The organism is Thermalbibacter longus, assembly GCF_023806485.1.
Lineage (GTDB): Bacteria > Chloroflexota > Chloroflexia > Thermomicrobiales > Thermomicrobiaceae > Thermalbibacter > Thermalbibacter longus.
Genome location: NZ_JAMSLR010000004.1, coordinates 319,523 through 336,188 on the forward strand (window position 1 = coordinate 319,523; position 16,666 = coordinate 336,188).

Consider the following 16,666-nt stretch of genomic DNA (forward strand, 5'->3'; position numbering starts at 1 on the left):
GCGTCACTTAGAACTGCTCGACGTACCAGCCAAACTGCTCCAGGCTGATGAGCCCGGAGACCTCGACGCGCGGCTCTGCCCAGCGACGCTCCGGTGAGCATCTGGTTCCGCCCCAGGCGGCGAGCGCCCCGTCGTATCCTGCAGCCTGCACAGCCGCGATGACCCGCGCGTCGTACTCGCCCCCGGGATAGGCGAAGTAGCGGATCGGCCGCCCGGTGATCTCCTCGAGTCGAGCCTTGCTGAGCGACACCTCAGCCCAGAGCTGCCCGTCGGGAACGAGTCTGAGGTTGGGGTGGTGCAACGAGTGCGAGCCGATCTCGTGACCCTGCTCCGCGAGCGCGCGGATCTGCTCGTCACTGAGCCCGCTACGGCCTGGTACTACGAAGAACGTGGCCACCATCCCGCGAGCGTTGAGTGCCATTGCCGCCTGCCACTGTCCTGGGCTTCCGTCATCGAAGGTGATGGCAACTGGCCGTTCCGGCAAGGGGCCTCCACGCAACAGCGCGTCGAACATCTGAGACATCGTAATCGTGGTGTAGCCGTGAGCCAGGAGCCAGTCTAACTGCTGCTCGAACTTCCAGAGCGGGATGCGGTAACGACCGGCTGGTTCGCCCACCTGGTGGTACATCAGGATCGGCATACGGAAACCGCGCTTGAAGAGTTCGGGAGAGTACTCGGCTACGCCCTCCTGGCGACCGACCGGGTCAGTGGCGATACCCTCGCGAAGCGCGAGGGATGCGCCGAGGAGCCCGAGCTGGACTTCGTACGGCGTTCCCGCGAGCTCAGGGTGCCATTCGAAGCGAGCACGCTCGAAATACTGAACGGTGAAGGCCTGGCCAGTGGCATCGACCTCGGTGAACTCCTCGGAGATCGGAAATCCGAAGACGGCGAGCCCGCCATGCTGCTCCCAGAAGCGCTTGAACCCGTAAGCCAGCGTGTGGCCAGTCTCCGGGAAGTAGCGGCGGTCAGGAGCCGAGTTAGCGGAGGGGTCGAGGACAAGTGGCGCAAACGCCGGCTCAGTCCGGCCTTGGGTCAGCACGGCGCCGACTCGCGTCAGCAGAACTCCGCACGACGGGCCGCAGCCCGGGTGGTGCTCGAAGCGAGCGCGCTCGAAATATTGCACCGTCAGCCCGCTGGCGGCATCGACCACCGGCTCGCTAACTGGATATCCGAAGATCCTGATACCGCCGTGCTGAAGCCAGAAACTCAGGAAGGGCTCGCTGACGTGGTGGCCGGTCTGCGGGAAGTAGACGATCGAGGGGGCGGCCGAGGCACTCGCCCGAGGAGAGAGGCTAAGCGATGCTGCCAGCACCAGCAGGACGGTGGATACCAGCCGGAAGAACCACTGTCCGAGCGATCGGCTCTCGCGCACGGTTGCAATCCCTTCTCAAATCCCGTGATCAACGGCTCGGCAAGAAATAGGCACAGGCCACGAAATCGGTGAGGCCCGCGCTCCGTGCGAAAGAGCCGCCGTTGAGCGACAGTCCGTCTGGGAGACGGAAAACGACCGCCTCTACGAAACGTAACGTTCAAACACGCCATTGGCTTCGCCAAGGAGTCTCCGCGCCTCGCTGGTGCGCTGACTCGAGTCCGAGCCATCGAGGGAGACAGGAGCTATCGCGACGTGTGCGCTGCAAAGGTGGCTCGTGGGTATAATGCGCGGGGTCTCGGCCGGGCCAAGGGCTGTGAGCGAGGAGGATGCGAGCGTGTCGAAGCGGATCAAGGGTGGGCAGGCGGTCGTCGAGGCGCTGGAGCGCCTCGGTGTCGAGGTCGTCTTCGGTATTCCCGGGGTGCACACGCTGGAAATCTACGACGCGCTCTACGACTCGTCCATCCGCCACGTGCTGGCACGGCACGAGCAGGGCGTCGGGTTCATGGCCGACGGCTACGCGCGCGCCTCTGGCCACCCGGGAGTCGCGATCGTCATCACTGGCCCGGGCGTGACGAATATCGCTACGCCGATCGGCGAGGCGTATGCTGACTCCTCACCGGTGCTAGTGGTGGCTTCGAACGTCGCACAGCCGTGGCAGGGGCGGATGCTCGGCTACCTGCACGATCTGAAGGATCAACTCGGCGTCATGCGGGCCGTGACCAAGTGGTCTGGCCAGGCCCGTCGGGTCGAGGAGGTGCCGAGCCTGCTGGCGGAGGCATTCTGCCAGATGCGGCATGGTCGCCCGCGGCCGGTCTACGTCGAGGTACCCCTCGATGTGCTGGGTGGCTTCGGCGAGGTCGATCTCGATTCGATCGGCCCAGTCCGGCCGGAGCGGCCGGCCCCGCCAGCGGCCGCTGTACGGCTCGCAGTTGCAGCGATCGAGCGGGCGAGCCGGGTGGTGCTGTACTGCGGCGGAGGCGCCGTGGCCAGCGAGGCGAGCGCTGAGCTGGTCGCGCTGGCTGAGCAACTCGGAGCCCCGGTCATCACCAGTATCCAGGGCAAAGGGGCCGTGCCGGAGGATCATCCGCTCTGCCTCGGCACGCTCTGGGAGCCGGGCAACGCGGTGGATCGTTTGCTGCGGCAGGCTGACCTGGCGCTGGTGTTCGGCTCAAAGCTTGGCGCCCAGGATACCGGGGACAGGCAGCTCCCGCTGCCGGACACGATCGTTCGCGTCGATATCGATCCCGAGGAGATCCTGCGCAGCTATCTGCCGGCGCTGGCGATCGTCGCCGACGCGCGCGAGACGGCCAGAGCCTTGCTGGAGGCGCTGCGGTCGCGCGGGATCCGGAAGGAATCCTGGCCGGTCGCCGAAGTCGAGGACGTCAAGCGGCAGGCGCTCGCTGGGGCCTGGGGGCATGAGCACGCGGCCTACGTGCAGGCCCTGCGCGCGGCCATCCCGCGTGACGGGATCCTGGTCAACGACATGACCATGATGTGCTACGTTGGCAACCGGCACTATCCGGTGTATCAACCACGCACCTATCTCTTCCCCACCGGCTACGGGACGCTGGGCTTCGCGCTGCCGGCGGCGATCGGGGCCAAGATCGCTCGGCCGGAGGCCGCCGTGGTGGCGGTTGTCGGCGACGGTGGCTTCCAGTACACGATGCAGGAGCTCGCTACGGCCGTCCAGTTCCGGCTGGGCATACCGATCGTCGTGTTCGACGACTCGACCTACACGGCGGTCAAGGAGGCGCAGGCGCGAGAGTACGACTGTCGCTTCATTGCGGTGGATTTGGTGAACCCGGACTTCATCGAGCTGGCCGCATCCTACCGGATCCCGGCGGTACGAGCGAACTCGCCGGAGGAGCTCTCTGGAGCGATCGAGGAGGCGTTCACGCGCGACCTGCCGACGCTTATCGACGTTCCGGTCTGCTTCCCTGTCTAGCGTGAGGAATGCCTCGCATGCCGGGTGAAGGGCAAGGAGATCGAGTGCTCGCGCCGGCGTCGTTACGAGTGGCTGCTGCTGTCCCCGATGGGTAGCACGCTCGCCGTGCGGATGACCAGTGCCGCGGCGCACTCGTTTCGACGGGGTGGTCGAGATCGCAGGTATGGCCGCAAGGCCTGGCAGTTTGCGTTCGGCCCGTTGCCGCGGAGTTGCGCTTGACGCGTGAAACGCCCGTGTAGTAGCCTACCAGCAGCGGTCGGAACGGGGGTAGGGTGACCGTGGGCAGCGAGTATCCCCAGTCTTATGAGCATCCGCGCCTGGGCCGTGTGAGCCGGGGCGCAGCGATCATTATCGGGATTATTCGGCCCCGCGTGGCGGGGCTTTCGGCGCTGGGGAGGGGCTCGCCCAGAATAGGTTGACCGTACGACCAGGACATGAATGCGGTTGGAGCGGCCTCCCCAGAGCGGGGAGGCCGCCAGCGTTTGGTGCGCTCGATGGATGGGAGGCAGGCGGTGGACGGGACAGATGGGCGCCGGAGGGTTGCGATCTACGACACGACCCTGCGCGACGGATGCCAGGGGTCGGGTGTCTCGCTGACGACCGAGGACAAGCTGAAGATCGCTCGCGCGCTCGACCGGCTGGGCGTCGCCTACATCGAGGGTGGTTGGCCAGGTTCCAATCCGAAGGACATTGCATTCTTCGAACGGGCCGCGCGCGAGACCTGGCAGCACGCTCGCATCGCGGCCTTCGGCAGCACTCGCCGGGCCGGGGTGCGCGCCGACGAGGATCCCAACCTCCGGCTGCTCGTCGAAGCTGGAACCCCGACCGTCACGATCGTCGGCAAGGCTTCCCCCTTCCAGGTGCAACACGTGCTGAATACCACCCTCGATGAGAACCTGCGTATGGTGGCCGACTCGGTCGCCCACTTGAAGCAGGCTGGCAGGGAGGTCTTCTTCGATGCAGAACATTTCTTCGATGGCTACTCCGAGGATCCGGAGTATGCCGTGGCAGTACTGCGGGCCGCCTGCGAGGCCGGGGCTGATGCGGTCGTGCTCTGCGACACCAACGGCGGCACGCTCACTGGCCCGCTAGCCGAGGCCGTGCGCCGGGTTGTACGAGCCGTGCCCTGCGCGGTCGGTATCCATACCCACAATGACTGCGAGCTGGCGGTGGCGAACTCCATCGCGGCAGTCGAGGCCGGGGCGATCCAGGTGCAGGGGACGATCAACGGGCTGGGGGAGCGGGTCGGCAATGCCAACCTGTGCTCGCTGATCCCGGTATTGGAGTACAAGCTGGGCTACCGCTGCCTGCCGCCGGGGCATCTGGCACGGCTTACCGAGGTCTCGCGCTACGTGGCGGAAGTGGCGAATCTGGCGCATGATCCGAAGCTCCCGTTCGTCGGTGCTCAGGCATTTACCCATAAGGCCGGGTTGCACGTGCACGCGGTGGCGAAGACGCCCGCCGCGTACGAGCACATCCCGCCCGAGGTGGTGGGGAACACGCGCCACATCCTGGTGTCGGAGCTGAGCGGCCGGAGCAACGTGGTCGTGAAGGCGAAGTCGTTCGGGATCGACCTCGGCGGGCAGCCCGACATCGTGCGGCGACTGGTCGAGCAGATCAAAGAGCTCGAGTTCCTGGGCTTCTGGTTCGAGGATGCGGATGCTTCGCTCGAGCTGCTCATCCGCCGGGCACTGCCCGGCTACCAGGCGCCGTTCGAAGTGCTGGACTACACCGTGCTAACCGAGTACCGCGGCGGGCGTGGGATGCTGGCTGAAGCGACTGTCAAGCTACGTATCGGCGACCAGGTGTTCCACACCGCTGCTGAGGGGAACGGGCCGGTGAACGCGCTCGACCAGGCGACCCGAAAGGCGCTCCAAGGCTTCTACCCCCAGATCAGCGAGGTGCGATTGGAGGACTACAAGGTGCGCGTGCTCGACGACCACCACGGCACCGGTGCCAAGGTTCGAGTGTGGATCCGCTCGGGTGACCACCAGCGGAGCTGGAGCACGGTCGGCTGCTCGACGAATATCATCGAGGCCTCCTGGATGGCGCTCGCCGACAGCCTGACCTACCCGCTAGTGGTACCGGTCACCGAGACAGTGATGCGAGCCTTCCCCGGCTGAGACAGCGTCCTCGAAGCGGTGGCGCCTTTCCCCGGGCGTATCCTCGCTGTCGCCGAAGGCATCTCAATCTTCTGATCGTCCCCACCTAACGGGTAGCGGGCTGAGGTTGTCGAGCTTTACAGGCTGCGCGCCCCGATGCTGGGACAGCATCGGCGTGCTCGAGCCCCGTGCCGCCTTCATCTGAACATTGTCACCTCTCGAATATTTACCTCTCCAACCCAACCGTGTATACTGCGCGGTGATATCATCAACCACTTCTTCTCGAAAGATCGGGTTCGCAAAACCGGTGAGCGAGCGCGACCTGCGCGCTGGACGGCGATTCCGCCGTACCGGCGCACCGATGAGCATTCGGGTTCGAGCCCTGCGTCCTGTTCTCTGCGAGCGGCCGGCTCGAGGTCCTCCTCGGGACCGCTAGGTCGTTGCGCCGGTCTAGCGTTGGATGCTCTAGGAAGCAGGAGGAGAAGTGATGCGGGACCGATCAGCGTTCGACGAGCTTCTGGAGGCAGCGAGTGAGGGGCGGCTGACCCGGCGCGATGTGTTGAAGCGGGGAGCCGCGGTGGGACTGAGTGCCTCGATGCTCGCCACCTTGCTGGCGGCTTGCGCCCGCGAGGAAGCTGCACCGACCCAGGAACCGGCTGGGCAGACGCCCGTGGCTGCCCAGACGCCGGCAGCCGCTCAGACGCCACAGGCGGCTCCGACTGAGCAGCCTGCGGCGCAGCGCGGCGGCGGCGGCGAGCTGCGACTACTCTGGTGGCAGGCACCGACCATCCTGAATGCTCACCTCTCGAGCGGGACGAAGGATTTCGATGCCTCGCGCGTCGTCCTCGAGCCGCTGGCCGATCTGGACATCAATGGGAACCTGATCCCGATCCTCGCCGACGAGCCACTGCCCAGCCTCGAGAACGGAATGGTCTCACCGGACGGTCTGAGCGTGACCTGGAAGCTTCGGCAGAGTGTGAAGTGGCACGATGGCACGCCATTTACTGCCCGGGATGTCAAGTTCACATTCGACTACCTCTCGAACCCTGAGACCGCAGCTACGACCTTCGGCACATACGACCCAGTCCAGTCGGTCGAGGTGGTAGACGAGTACACCGTGAAGGTCAACTTTAAGCAGCCGTGGGCGGCGTGGTTCGAGATCTTCACTGGGCCTGATGGGATGATCGTGCCGGAGCACGCCCTGAAGGACTATGTCGGGGCGAAGGCGAAGGACGCGCCGTTCAACCTCCAGCCGATCGGCACCGGGCCCTACAAGGTGAAGTCGTTCACGCCGGGTGACGTCGTGGTCTACGAGATCAACCAGGACTACTGGGAACCAGGCAAGCCGTTCTTCGACACCATCACCCTCAAGGGCGGTGGGGACGCGGCCAGCGCGGCGCGAGCTGTGCTCCAGACCGGTGAGATGGACTATGCCTGGAACATCCAGGTCGAGCCGACGATCCTCAAGCAGATGGAGGCCGCTGGTCTCGGAAAGATCCAGTCGACCTTCGGTGGTGGCACGGAGCGAATCGAGATCATGCATGCCGATCCTCAGACTGAGGTGAACGGCGAGAAGGCGCACTATACCGTGCCACACCCGCACTTCAAGGAACTGAAGGTACGCCAGGCGCTGGCCCTCGCGATCCAGCGGGACGTGATCGCCGAGCAGCTCTACGGCCCCGGCGGGAGCGCTACCGCGCTGACGCTCAACGAGAACAAGCAGTTCATGCCGCAGGATCTCACCTGGGAGTTCAACCTGGAGAAGGCCGCTCAGCTCCTCGACGAGGTCGGAGCCGCACCTGGCCCAGATGGCATTCGGGTTCTCAACGGCCGCCGGATGGACTGGCTGTGGATGACCTCGATCAACGCGGTGCGGCAGAAGACCCAGGAGATCGTCAAGGCGGCGCTGGCCCAGATCGGGATCAACATCCAGATCAAGGCGGTCGATGCCGCGGTATTCTTCTCCGGTGACCCCGGTAACCCGGACACCCTCAACCGCGGCGAGTACGACCTCGGTATGTGGACGAACAGCTCCGGTCTCTTCCCGATCATCTGGTACAAGCGCTATCTCTCCCGCAATCCTGAGACCGATATCGCCCAGCGATCCAACGACTGGCATACCCCCAACGTGATCCGTTACCAGAACGAGGAGTTCAACCGGCTCTATACCCAGGTCGAGCAGGAGATCGACCCGGACAAGTACACGCCGCTCTTTCTCGACATGCAGCGGCTCGTGGTCAACGACGTCGCGGAGATAGGCATCATCGCCCGGAACAGCGTCGCGGTCGTGTCGAATAAATTGACCGGAATCAACCCGACGCCGTACGCGTCCGACCTCTGGGACGTCAAGAACTGGAGACGGGAGGGATAGCGAGTCCGGGAATCGTTGCGAGTTATCCGAGCCGCGGGAGGCCCGGCAGGGGCTCGGGCTTCGGGCCCCTGCCGGGCGCATTCGGTCCGACTTCAGTCGAGCCAGCCCTCGCGGAGGAGCAGCTCCGCATTCAGCACCGACGCGCCAGCCGCGCCGCGGATGGTGTTGTGACCCAGCACGACGAAGCGGACATCGAAGACGGGGCAGGGGCGCACCCGGCCAACGACCGATGCCATGCCTCGCTCGACGTCGCGGTCGAGCACGGGCTGTGGCCGGTCTAGCTGATCAAGCACCACGACAGGTCGCGCCGGCGCCGTCGGCAGGCCGAGCTCTTGCGGCCGAGCGCGGAACTCGGCTAGCACCCGGGCGACCTCGTCCGGTGAGGCTGGCTGCGCCAGCTTGAGGCTGACCGTCTCGGTATGCCCATCGCGTACCGGTACCCGATTGCAGTGCGCGCTCAGCGTAATGGGCGCATCCAGGAAGCGGCCGTCTTCCCAGCGTCCGAGAATCTTGCGCGACTCGCTCTCGATCTTCTCTTCCTCACCGCCGATGTAGGGGATCACGTTGTCGATCAGGTCGAGCGAGGGCACACCAGGGTAGCCGGCTCCTGAGGCGGCCTGCAGCGTGGTGACGATTCCCTGCTCGATGCCGAACGCATCCTGGATCGGCTTGAGTGCCAGCACCAGGTGGATGGTCGAGCAGTTGGGGTTGGCGACGATAAAGCCGTCCCGCCAGCCGCGCTCGCGGCGCTGGCGCTCGATGGCGGCCGCGTGGTCTGGGTTCACTTCGGGGATCATGAGGGGCACATCGGGGTCCATCCGGTGATCGCGAGCGTTGGTGAACACGCGTTTGCCTTCGGCCGCCAGGCCCTCCTCGATCGGGCCGGCCAGCCCGCCGGGGAGGGCCGAGAAGACGACGGTGCTGTGCAGCGGCTCCTCGTAGTGCTTGACCTTGAGTCCACGCACCTCGTCCGGCGGGGCGCTACTGACTCGCCAGTCGCACGCTTCCCAGTACGGCTTGCCAGCCGAGCGCTCGCTGCCGACCAGCTCGGCTATCCTGAACCAGGGATGCCCGGCGAGGAGCTGCACGAACCGTTGCCCCACGCTGCCTGTCGCGCCGAGAATCGCGACGTCGATCCGATCGCTCACGGGTTTTGTCCTCCTTCCCGGCCGCGGCGACCGGCCGCTGGCCAAAACAAAACCGGCAGAGGCGCTCACCTCTGCCGGCGTACTGCCTATCGGGACTCAGCGCATCAGGTGGCGCCGCCCGCCCGTACGCCGGCGGGCGTAGTAGTCATCTCGAACCCGGTGCGCTGCGCGGGATGCCACACGGCCTATCCGCTCTCCCTGCTTGCCTACGGCGCCGCCAGCCCGTACGCTGTCAGCGCCTCGCAGACACTCTAGCAGGGCACCGGAGGGGCGTCAAGTGGCTGAATCGGGACATGGGAGGGGGAAAGCATGACGAACCGGGAGGTCGGAATCGCGCTGCTCGGAGTCGGTACCGTCGGCGGGGCCGTGGCCAGGACGATCGCTGAGCAGCGCGATGTGATCGAAGCGCGCTCGGGCATCCGCCTGGTGGTGCGGCGGGCGATGGCCCGCTCGACCGAGCGCGTGGTTCAGGCTGGGCTGCCTGTGGAGGTGGCGACGACGAAGATCGAGGAGGTGATCGGCGACGACGGGGTGGACGTTGTGGTCGAAGCGATGGGGGGCGAGGAGCCAGCCGCGACCTACATGCGACTGGCCCTAGAGTCGGGAAAACACGTCGTCACCGCGAACAAGGAGGCGCTATCCAAGCATTTCGCCGGCCTCGTTGCCACGGCGCGGTCGTCCGGCCGGGCGCTGCTGTTCGAGGCTAGTGTCGGAGGCGGCATCCCGTTGATGGCTAGCTTGCGCCAGATCCTGGCGGTCAACCGAATCACCCGGATCCGCGGCATCGTCAACGGCACCACGAACTACATTCTGACGCAGATGGCTGAGCGGGGAGCCACCTACGCCGAGGCTCTTCGGGAGGCCCAGCAGCTCGGCTACGCTGAGCCCGATCCGACAGCCGATGTCGAGGGTTACGACGCGGCCTACAAGCTGGCCATTCTGGCCTCGCTGGCGGCCGGGAGGCACATCCGGCCTGAACGGGTCGACCGGACCGGGATCACAGGGGTGACACCGGAGCAAGTGGCCGAGGCGGGGGCGCGGGGTGGAGCGATCAAGCTGATCGCGGGCGCGGAGCTGGACGCTGAGGGGTGGCGGCTGCGCGTCGGGCCGGAGTTCGTGCCCGGCGATCACCTGCTGGCGCATGTGCGCCTCAACTACAACGCGATGGAGATCACCGGCGATCGTGTGGGGCCGGTAGTGCTCTACGGCCAGGGGGCCGGGCCTCAACCGACTGCCAGCGCGATCGTCAGCGACATCGTCGACGCCGTCCGCTTCGGGGCGGTCCTCACACCTGAGATCGCACCGGAATAGCCAGCGGTCGCCCCGGATGAGCGAGGTCAAGGCTGGTCGAGGAACTCCTGGATGACCGGGCCGATCTGGTCGAAATCCTTGAGGAAGGCGTCGTGCCCGTTCGGCGAGTCGAGCTCCCAGTACTCGGCGTCCTTACCGAGACGTCGCAGCCGCTCGACCAGGTCGCGCACCTGGGCCGGCCAGAACAGAATGTCGGAGCTGATCCCGATACCGAGCAACCGGGCTCGAATCCGAGCGAGCCCGGCGTCGTACCCACCGCGGCCTCGACCGAGATCGTGAGAGTCCATAGCCCGAGTCAGGTAGAGGTAGCTGTTGGCGTCGAAGCGACGTACCAGCTTCTCGCCCTGGTAGTGGAGGTAGCCCTCGACATCGTAGCGGCAGAGGAATTCCGGCCAGGCCGTGTAGCGCGCCTCCTCGCGCCGGTTGAAGCGGGCGGTCATGAGCTCGTCGGACTGGTAGGTGATCACGCCGAGCATCCGGGCAATGGCCAGGCCGGTCGCCGGCCCCTCGCCGTCCTCGTACTCGCCGTTCTTCCAGGCTGGATCGAGCATGATCGCCCGCCGCTGCACCTCGTTGTAGGCGATGCCCTGGTCGCTGAAGCGGCCACCGACCGCGATCGGGATCACGCGCTCCACGCGCTGCGGGAACATCGCCGCCCACTCCAGCGCCTGCATGCCGCCGAGCGAGCCCCCGAGCACGGCGTGCAGCCGCTCGATGCCGAGGTAGTCGAGGAGGCGGGCCTGCGCGGCCACGATGTCGCGTACGGTGATGTACGGGAAGCGGAGATTGTAGCGGTGACCTGTCTGCGGGTCGATCGAGCGCGGGCCGGTGGAGCCGTAGCAACTGCCGAGGATGTTGGGGCAGATCACGAAGTACCGGTCGGTATCGATGGGACAACCCGGGCCGACCATAGGATCCCACCAGCCCGGGGTGTCTCCGGGAAAGTGCGGCGTAACGTGGCTATTTCCGGTGAGCGCGTGAGCGATCAGCACCACATTGTCACGCCGCGGGCTCAGCGTGCCCCAGGTCTCAAAGGCGATCTCGACCACCGGGAGCACTGCCCCGTGCTCGGTGACGAAGGGGTGCTCCGGCGTGGCGATCCTGGCGATCTGAACGGTACAGGGGGCGGTGGTTACGGTCATTCGTTCGACCCTCCGGCTCCGTGGCGGCCTCCCCTGGCCGCGCGTCTTTCCCTAGGAAAGCCATTCTTTGCGTGAACGCTCTCCCCCGAGCGGCGCACCGTCGCGCCGCTCTCGAAGGCCGCTCAGTTGTCCGGTGTGGAGGGATCAAAAAACCTCCACGCAAGGTGGAGGGCTTCTCACTTACCGCGCTCATCGTGCGGAGCTCCGCTCCGCCGGCATTGGCACCTGGCGCATGCGCGCTGGTTGCCGGGCTTCCTCGGGCCGTTCCCTCCACCACTCTGGATGAGCGCCGGCGTTCTCTTGCGTTGTTGCTGCCGAAGATAGCATCTTTTCCGGCTCGTGTCAAGGGTTTTCACGGCGATGGGAGCGACAGTCTTGCTCGTTGTATCGCGTCCTGTTCCATCGCCGCTAGCAAGCGCGGAACCAAAGCCCCGCGCTCAGTTCGAACGCTGGCAGAAGCTATCTCGGGAACCATCTCACGGCCGGGGCAGTAGAGAACGACGACCGGGCGGCAGTTTCGGGGCTGGGCAAGGACCGGCCGACTCGCACTGGCAAGAAAGGATTCCCGCCCGCACTTCTTGGCTAGTGGCCGAGCACGGCGACGATCTCCCGGCGTGGCCTCCAGGAGATCTCGACCCGGCCGAAGCGCTGGAGCAGGGCGCGCGCCCGCTGGTACAGCGGCTTGAGGTGAGGCTGGCGAACCCTCCATCGCCCGCTCATCTGCTCGGCCATGAGCTGGCTATCGGTGACGATGGCGAGCGAAAGCCGTTCTGGCGACCAGCCGTGCTCCAGCGCATGGGCTAGAGCGGCTTCTAGGGCTGCGATCAGCGTACGGTATTCGGCCTGGTTGTTGGTGACCTGGTCGCCGAACTCCAGCCGCACGATCTCCTCGTGCCCCTCGCGATCGGCGAGTCGAAAGCTCCCGTAGCCACGACCGGGGTTGCCGAGCGAGCCACCATCCACGAGCAGGCTCAGATCTGCTCGAGAATCCGATCTCTCCGTCATCACAGGGATACCCTTCGTTCGACGCGCAGCCGCCTGCGCAGACTGCGCAGCAACCGAACGGGCGCGGAGTGCCCGCGCCCGGTGAAACGAAAGCAGGAGTCGCGCCGCTCAGCTCGCGGCCGCCTGGCGCGCTTTGGTCTCAGCGATGACCTGCTCCGCGAGGTGCTGCGGTACTGGCTGGTAGTGACTGAACTCGACCGTGAACGTCCCGCGGCCTTGCGTCAGCGAGCGCAGATCGGTGGCATACCGCTGCAGCTCGGCTGCCGGCACCAGGGCCTCGATCGTGGTCGTGCCCTGGCCTCCCGGCGTCATGCCCTGCACCTGGGCCCGCTTGCCGTTCAGATCACTCATGACATCACCGGTGAACTGGTCGGGCACGGTCACGCGCAGCCGCATGACCGGCTCGAGCAGGATCGGCTTGGCCTGGAGCGCCCCCTTCTTGAACGCCTGGGCGGCCGCGATCTTGAACGACATCTCCGAAGAGTCGACGGAGTGATACGAGCCGTCGACCAGCGTCACCTTCACGTTGACGACTGGGTAGCCGGCCAGCACACCTTCCTCCATCGCCTCCCGGACGCCCTTCTCGACCGCCGGGATGAACTGCTTGGGCACGACTCCGCCGACGATCGTCTCGTGGAACTCGAAATCTGCGTCCGGCAGCGGCTCGATGTCGAGGAAGACGTGCCCGTACTGGCCATGGCCGCCGGTCTGCTTCTTGTGCTTGTACTCCACCCGCCGCACCGGCACTGAGATGGTTTCGCGGTATGGGATGCGCGGCAGGCCGAACTCGACGTTGACGCCGAACTTCCGGGACATCCGCTCGAGCGCGATCTGGACGTGCGACTCGCCCAGGCCCGAGATCAGCGTCTCGCCGGTCTGCGGTTCGCGACCGATGTGGAGTGTCGGGTCTTCATCGAGCAGTCGCTGGAGCGCGCTTCCCATCTTGTCCAGGTCGCTCTTGGTCTTGGGCGCGACCGCGACGGTGTAGGCAGGGGCCGGGAACTGGATACCCGGTAGAACGATCTGCCGCGTCGGCTCGCAGAGCGTCTCGCCGGTGTGCGCGTGCTGCAGCTTGGCGACTGCGCCGATCTCGCCTGCCGGGAGCTGGCCGACCGGGATCTGCTCCTTGCCCCGCACGACGAAGAGCTGGCCGATCCGTTCCGTCTCGCCACGCTGGGCGATGAGTACCTGTGAGTCAGAGCGCATCGTCCCGGAGTAGACCCGGAAATAGGACAGCTTGCCGACGAACGGGTCGGCGATGGTCTTGAAGATCAGAGCCGCCAGCGGGCCATTCGGGTCGGGCCGCAGCTCGATCTCTTCCCCGCCGGGGGAGGCTGCCGTTACCGGCCGCGGGGCCGGGAAGTAGTCGACGATGGCGTCGAGCAAGGGCAGTACACCCTTCAGGCTGGTTGCTGCGGCGACGAACACCGGCGTGAGGTCGCCGCGGCCGAACGCCGTGCGGATCCCGGCCCTCAACTCCTCGACGCCGATCGCCTCTCCCTCGAGGTACCGCACCATCAGATCGTCATCACATTCACACACGCGCTCGATGAGCTGGGTACGGTACGTATCGACCGCATCTGCCAGCTCGGCGGGGACATCGGCCGGCTGGAGGTCGCCATTACTGCCGAAGAGGTAGGCCTGCCCGCTGACGAGATCGACCAGCCCGCGGAAGTCTTTCTCCTGGCCAATCGGCATCTGTACCGGCACGACGGAGGCGCCGAAGATCTCCTGTGCCCGGCTCAGGCTGGCAGCGAAGTTGGCGTTCTCACGATCCAGCTTGTTGACCAGCAGTGCCCGGGGCAGCCCGGCCTCGGCGGCGTACGACCACATCTGCTCGGTGCCGACCTCGACACCGGCCGACGCGTCCATCAGGATTAGAGCCGCGTCGCTCACGCGCAGTGCCGCCTTGACTTCACCGAGGAAGTCGAAGTAGCCGGGGGCGTCGAGGATGTTGAGCTTGTGCTCGCGCCACTCGATCGGGATCACGCTGGTCGAGATCGAGATGCCGCGGCGGTGCTCATCGGGGTCCCAGTCGGAGACAGTCGTGCCGTCCTCGACCCGTCCCATCCGGGAGATGGCACGGGTTGCGAACAGCATCGCCTCGGTCAACGATGTCTTCCCGGCTCCGCCGTGGGAGAACAAGCCAACGTTGCGCAATCGATCAACCGGATAGGTCTTCACGACAACCCCCCGCCTAGCCCATACCGGCTCGGCCGCCCGCCTGGGCGGCTACGGTTAGCCTCTCATGGGGTGACCGCTTCCTCCACACGTCTAACCCCTGATGCTTCGCAGCCTGCACCGCGTATTATAGCCCGCTGAGTGGCGGCGGCGACGAAGAGGGAACAGAGGATGGGAGAAGAGACGGTGGCACTCAAGCGGCGAATCCGCGATCTTACGCTCGAGCTCGCCGCGATCGACGGGGTCTCCGGCCATGAGCAACCGGTTGTCGCCCGGCTCGTCGAGTTGCTCCGGCCGCTGGTCGACCGGCTCGAGGTGGATAGCTACGGGAATCTGTTCGCCACGCGCATCGCGCGTGAGCCGGCGCCCCACCTGATGGTGTCAGCGCACTCCGACGAGATCGGCCTTCTGGTCAAGAGCATCGAACCCGATGGCTTCCTCCGCTTGGAAAAGGTAGGCGGGGTAATCGAGAGCCTGCTGGTCGGCCGGCACGTGCGCGTGCGGGGATATCGGGGCGTCATCGGCGTGAAGGCGGGCCACTTGCAGACGCCCGAGGAGCGCAACCGGGTACCCGGGCTGCGCGAGCTATACGTCGACCTGGGTTTCGACACCGCCGAGGCGGTGCGCGCTCTCGGCATCCGCGTGGGCGACGCGGTAGCCTACGACGAGCCGGTCGAGGAGCTGGCAAACTCCGACCGGATCTCAGGCAAGGCGCTCGACAACCGGGTGTCCTGCGCTGTGCTCGTGCTCCTGTTGGAGCGGCTGGCCGGCGTTGAATTGCCCTGCACGCTGACGGCGGTCGTTACCGTCCAGGAAGAGGTGGGGCTGCGCGGCGCGCAGATGGCGACCTACCGTCTGGCTCCCACGGCTGCCATCGTGGTGGACACGATCCCGGCGGGTGGAACACCCGACGTCGACTATTATCGGGATCTCGGGATCAAGATCGGGGCTGGGCCGGTGCTGGCACTGGCGAGTGGCATGGGGAGCACGCATGGCCACCTGGCCAACCCGGCGATGCGCGACTTCCTTCTGGGTGTGGCCGAGGAAGCGGGGGTACCGATCCAACCAGCGCTCTTCCCTAGGAGTACCTCCGACGTCGCCGCCGTCCATCTGGTACGGGGAGGCATTCCGGCCGGGGTGGTGAACATACCGCGCCGCTACGCGCATAGCCCGGTGGAGACGCTGGACCTGAACGATGTGTCCGCGACGCTGGCCCTGCTCGAGGCTGCTGTCCAGCGCTTCGACAGCGAGGTGAGCCTCGACTTCCTGGCAAGCGAGTGGGGCTAAGCCTGTCAGAGGGTCTCCCAATCGGCTGCCCACCACTCGGCGTGGGGCATACCGCTGGCGAGGGCTGCTGCAATCACGGTCCTCGCGTCGACGGGCACGCGGCGCAGCTCGATCCCCAGCGCTCCGGACTGCCAGCGGATGAGCGCGTACTCGGCCCAGGCTGGGTTACGTACCGTACCCGTCTGCCGGTCGACCTGGAAAGGCAGGCCGACGCTGCCCGGGTTGAGCAGGATTAGCTCGCCGAAGCGGCGCAGCAACTGCTCGTGCGTGTGCCCGCAGGCGACGATCGTTGCCTGGACTCTGTCGAGCATCGCGCCGAGTTCGGCGTCTGGCGTGGCCGAGCGCATCGCCTCCGTGTTGGAGCGGGGCGAACCGTGGCAGCAGAGGAGCACCGTCCGCTTATCGAGCGGGATCTCGATCGTCGAGCGGAACCCGCGCAGGTAGTCTAGATGCTCAGGGCCGAGCTGCTCCCGACACCAGGCGTCGATCTCCTCGATCTTGGCGGTCACTTCGTCCGGGTTCGGGGAGAACTGCGGTGTCAGCAACCACTCGTCAGCGTTGCCCAGGACGACCGGGCAGCCGGTTGCCCGCAGCAGCGCGATGGCCTCGCGTGGCTGCGGCCCGGTGGCTGCCACGTCTCCGAGGCAGACGACTCGATCTGGTCGCTCGCGCTCCAGCTCTGCCAGTACGCGCTCCAGCGCGACCGCGTTGCCGTGAATATCGGCGATGAGGGCGATCAACAACGTCTGCCCTCCTCGCATTGCGCAAGCCGAATCCTGGCAACGGCGAGCGGCTGCCGGGG

At 66.3% G+C, this 16,666-nt stretch carries 11 protein-coding genes and 1 riboswitch; of the genes, 5 read left to right on the top strand and 6 right to left on the bottom strand.

The window, feature by feature from the left end; all coding sequences use genetic code 11:
- Positions 1 to 7 precede the first annotated feature (7 nt).
- On the bottom strand, positions 8 to 1,372 hold the full coding sequence (locus NET02_RS08205; RefSeq protein WP_284056906.1) for a polysaccharide deacetylase family protein: 1,365 nt from the start codon (positions 1,370 to 1,372) through the stop codon (positions 8 to 10).
- A 334-nt stretch (positions 1,373 to 1,706) separates the two neighbouring features.
- Here NET02_RS08205 and NET02_RS08210 point away from each other — a divergent pair, with 334 nt between their 5' ends.
- The 3 genes from NET02_RS08210 to NET02_RS08220 all read left to right on the top strand — a co-directional run bounded on the left by NET02_RS08210 (position 1,707) and on the right by NET02_RS08220 (position 7,790).
- Complete coding sequence (locus NET02_RS08210) at positions 1,707 to 3,317, top strand: thiamine pyrophosphate-binding protein (RefSeq protein ID WP_284056907.1); 1,611 nt, start codon at positions 1,707 to 1,709, stop codon at positions 3,315 to 3,317.
- Positions 3,318 to 3,829: 512 nt separating this feature from the next.
- Positions 3,830 to 5,440: a citramalate synthase gene (cimA, locus tag NET02_RS08215; RefSeq protein WP_284056908.1), complete on the top strand. Its 1,611-nt coding sequence runs from the start codon at positions 3,830 to 3,832 to the stop codon at positions 5,438 to 5,440.
- 466 nt (positions 5,441 to 5,906) lie between these two features.
- Positions 5,907 to 7,790 carry a peptide ABC transporter substrate-binding protein gene (locus tag NET02_RS08220; RefSeq protein WP_284056909.1) on the top strand — a complete coding sequence of 628 codons (1,884 nt, stop codon included), beginning with the start codon at positions 5,907 to 5,909 and terminating at the stop codon, positions 7,788 to 7,790.
- Positions 7,791 to 7,882: 92 nt separating this feature from the next.
- On the opposite strand, the gene asd is transcribed toward NET02_RS08220, so the two are convergent.
- Entirely contained in the window at positions 7,883 to 8,938 is a 1,056-nt protein-coding gene (gene asd, locus NET02_RS08225) for an aspartate-semialdehyde dehydrogenase (protein ID WP_284056910.1), read from the bottom strand.
- A gap of 309 nt (positions 8,939 to 9,247) precedes the next feature.
- Between asd and NET02_RS08230 the strand changes: the two genes are divergently transcribed.
- On the top strand, positions 9,248 to 10,249 hold the full coding sequence (locus NET02_RS08230) for a homoserine dehydrogenase (RefSeq protein ID WP_284056911.1): 1,002 nt from the start codon (positions 9,248 to 9,250) through the stop codon (positions 10,247 to 10,249).
- 26 nt (positions 10,250 to 10,275) lie between these two features.
- Here the strand turns inward: NET02_RS08230 and metX are convergent, their stop codons facing one another.
- From metX to fusA, 3 genes are all read right to left on the bottom strand, one after another.
- The gene (metX, locus tag NET02_RS08235; RefSeq protein ID WP_284056912.1) at positions 10,276 to 11,391 is read right to left on the bottom strand and encodes a homoserine O-acetyltransferase MetX; all 1,116 of its coding nucleotides are present in this window, start codon (positions 11,389 to 11,391) and stop codon (positions 10,276 to 10,278) included.
- Positions 11,392 to 11,577: 186 nt separating this feature from the next.
- A riboswitch (SAM riboswitch) is annotated at positions 11,578 to 11,680 on the bottom strand.
- Between the two features lie 293 nt (positions 11,681 to 11,973).
- A complete protein-coding gene (locus tag NET02_RS08240) occupies positions 11,974 to 12,396 on the bottom strand; it encodes a reverse transcriptase-like protein (RefSeq protein WP_284056913.1) in 423 nt (140 codons plus the stop codon).
- A 108-nt stretch (positions 12,397 to 12,504) separates the two neighbouring features.
- A complete protein-coding gene (fusA, locus tag NET02_RS08245) occupies positions 12,505 to 14,580 on the bottom strand; it encodes an elongation factor G (protein WP_284056914.1) in 2,076 nt (691 codons plus the stop codon).
- Positions 14,581 to 14,748: 168 nt separating this feature from the next.
- Here fusA and NET02_RS08250 point away from each other — a divergent pair, with 168 nt between their 5' ends.
- Entirely contained in the window at positions 14,749 to 15,864 is a 1,116-nt protein-coding gene (locus NET02_RS08250; protein ID WP_284056915.1) for a M42 family metallopeptidase, read from the top strand.
- Positions 15,865 to 15,869: 5 nt separating this feature from the next.
- Here NET02_RS08250 and NET02_RS08255 read toward each other — a convergent pair whose 3' ends face one another.
- On the bottom strand, positions 15,870 to 16,607 hold the full coding sequence (locus tag NET02_RS08255) for a metallophosphoesterase family protein (RefSeq protein ID WP_284056916.1): 738 nt from the start codon (positions 16,605 to 16,607) through the stop codon (positions 15,870 to 15,872).
- Between the last annotated feature and the right edge of the window lie 59 nt (positions 16,608 to 16,666).